The organism is Xanthomonas sp. MUS 060, assembly GCF_000963215.1.
In the GTDB taxonomy this organism is placed as follows: domain Bacteria; phylum Pseudomonadota; class Gammaproteobacteria; order Xanthomonadales; family Xanthomonadaceae; genus Xanthomonas_A.
Genome location: NZ_JZIM01000076.1, coordinates 1 through 2,250, shown reverse-complemented (window position 1 = coordinate 2,250; position 2,250 = coordinate 1). Strand labels below are relative to the sequence as shown.

Annotated in this window: 1 protein-coding gene and 1 pseudogene; both read left to right on the top strand. The window is 57.0% G+C overall.

Going from position 1 to position 2,250, the window contains the following annotated elements:
• Positions 1 to 151: 151 nt before the first annotated feature.
• Positions 152 to 290: pseudogene (locus tag XANALMUS060_RS22520) on the top strand (IS630 family transposase); the annotation flags it as partial.
• 946 nt (positions 291 to 1,236) lie between these two features.
• Positions 1,237 to 2,250, top strand: a 1,014-nt coding sequence (locus tag XANALMUS060_RS16960) for an MCP four helix bundle domain-containing protein (RefSeq protein WP_235430605.1), incomplete at its 3' end; no start/stop codon positions are given.

Below are 2,250 nucleotides of genomic sequence, written 5' to 3'. Positions count from 1 at the left end.
GCGAGCGGCCGGTTGCGGCGGTAGCGCTGGAGAAGGGTTGGCAGGAGTTCTAAGCCACGTCCTTGTGGAACGATGGCGCTGCTGCGCGGCGCCATCGGACATGGTTGTATCGGGTATTACATGTTCTGGGCCAGAGGCGTTGAGCCTAGGACACGCCAAGATCAAGTCATGGCTGACCATGACGGCCGCGTTACTACATTCACTGCACGTCGGCCTACAGTTCCTGGCTCAACCAGGTCGAGCGCTGGTTTGCTCTGATCACCCTGCAGACGATCCGGCGTGGATCCTTCGACCCGGCGGCTGATCTGAAATGCAAGATCAATGCGGCCGGTTGCGGCGGTAGCGCTGGAGAAGGGTTGGCAGGAGTTCTAAGCCACGTCCTTGTGGAACGATGGCGCTGCTGCGCGGCGCCATCGGACATGGTTGTATCGGGTATTACATGTTCTGGGCCAGAGGCGTTGAGCCTAGGACACGCCAAGATCAAGTCATGGCTGACCATGACGGCCGCGTTACTACATTCACTGCACGTCGGCCTACAGTTCCTGGCTCAACCAGGTCGAGCGCTGGTTTGCTCTGATCACCCTGCAGACGATCCGGCGTGGATCCTTCGACCCGGCGGCTGATCTGAAATGCAAGATCAATGCGTTCGTCGAGCACTACAACCAACACCCTCGACCGTTCAATGGACTGCCACCGCTGACTCGATCCTCGCCAAGGTCGAACGACGCTGCAAAGTTTTCAACGCAGCGGAGCACGAGTGCCTACTGCATTCACATCGTTCGCTTCGCCAGAGATTTTATCGTGCACGATGCACGTTCGTCGAGCACTACAACCAACACCCTCGACCGTTCAATGGACTGCCACCGCTGACTCGATCCTCGCCAAGGTCGAACGACGCTGCAAAGTTTTCAACGCAGCGGAGCACGAGTGCCTACTGCATTCACATCGTTCGCTTCGCCAGAGATTTTATCGTGCACGATGCAGTGCGGTCCGGTCAGTGTGTGCTTGGCACTGCGGCAATATTTTGCAACTTGGCTCGCACGCGAATTTCATGCAGATCAATCGATTCGGGTCGGATTCTTGGATTTCATAAATTCTGCATTTATTTACATGAATTAATTTGAGGGTCGACGCCCATGCCTATTAAGTTTTCCTGATAGTCGCCGTTATACCGCCCAAGCACTGCGTTGAAGGGGCTGTAGTTGCTGAATCTAAGAATTTTTAGGTTCATTACGCTTGCTTGCCCATATCGATGTAGCTCACTACAGCGCTGGAGTGTCATGTGCCTGCCGGGCGTTGCATTTTGTTTCTCTCCTTATCACGGAGTCGTTCCTCATGATCGCTTTTCTTCAGCGCTACAACGTCGGTGCTCGACTCTCCACGGCGTTCGGCTTGCTTATCCTGCTTTCCTGCTCGCTCGTCGTTGCTGGGCTTGTCACCCTCGTTCAGGCGCGCGGACGGTTGGATGGGATTGTCAATTACAACATTGCCGCAATACGCGCATCCAACGACATGCTCGACTCGAGTTCGGCCGTCGCCATCAATCTGCGCAACATCGTGTTGCCGACCTCTCAGGAGGACAACATCCGTTTCTCCAAGGTGATCGCTCAGCAGCGCGGGCGCTATCTCGCAGCGCGCAAGCGGTTGGATGAGATTCCAAGTGACGCGCAAAGCCTTGCCACGTTGGATGAGGTCGACCGCATGCGGGCGAGTTCAGTCGAGATCAATAACCGCGTCATCGACCTTGGTATGCATGACAAGGCACAAGAGGCGCTGGATTTGATGATGAGCAAGTCCGTTCCGGTGGTGCAGAAGTGGCAAGATGCCATTGCTGTCTATGCGGATTTGCAGGCCAAACGCAGTAGCGATGCCTATGCCGAGGCGAGAGCGGCGATGGGGCGTGGGCGCAATTTGCTCATTGCCGGTGGCGTTCTCGTGGTCCTGGTCAGCAGTTTATTGGCCTGGTTGATCACGCGCAGTCTGACCATGCCGCTGAATCGTGCGACCCGCGCTGCCGAGGCGATTGCGGCGGGCAATCTGGATAACGACGTGCGCACCGACGCCAAGGACGAGACCGGCCGGCTGTTGATCGCGATGGATGGGATGCAGCGGCAGTTGCGCAGCCTGATCGGCGCACAGTTGGAGATGGCCAAGCGCCACGATGCCGGTGAGGTCAGTCATCGTATCGATGCGCAGACGTTCCCCGGCGATTATGGGCGGATGGCGGCGGAAACCAATGCACTGGTGTCC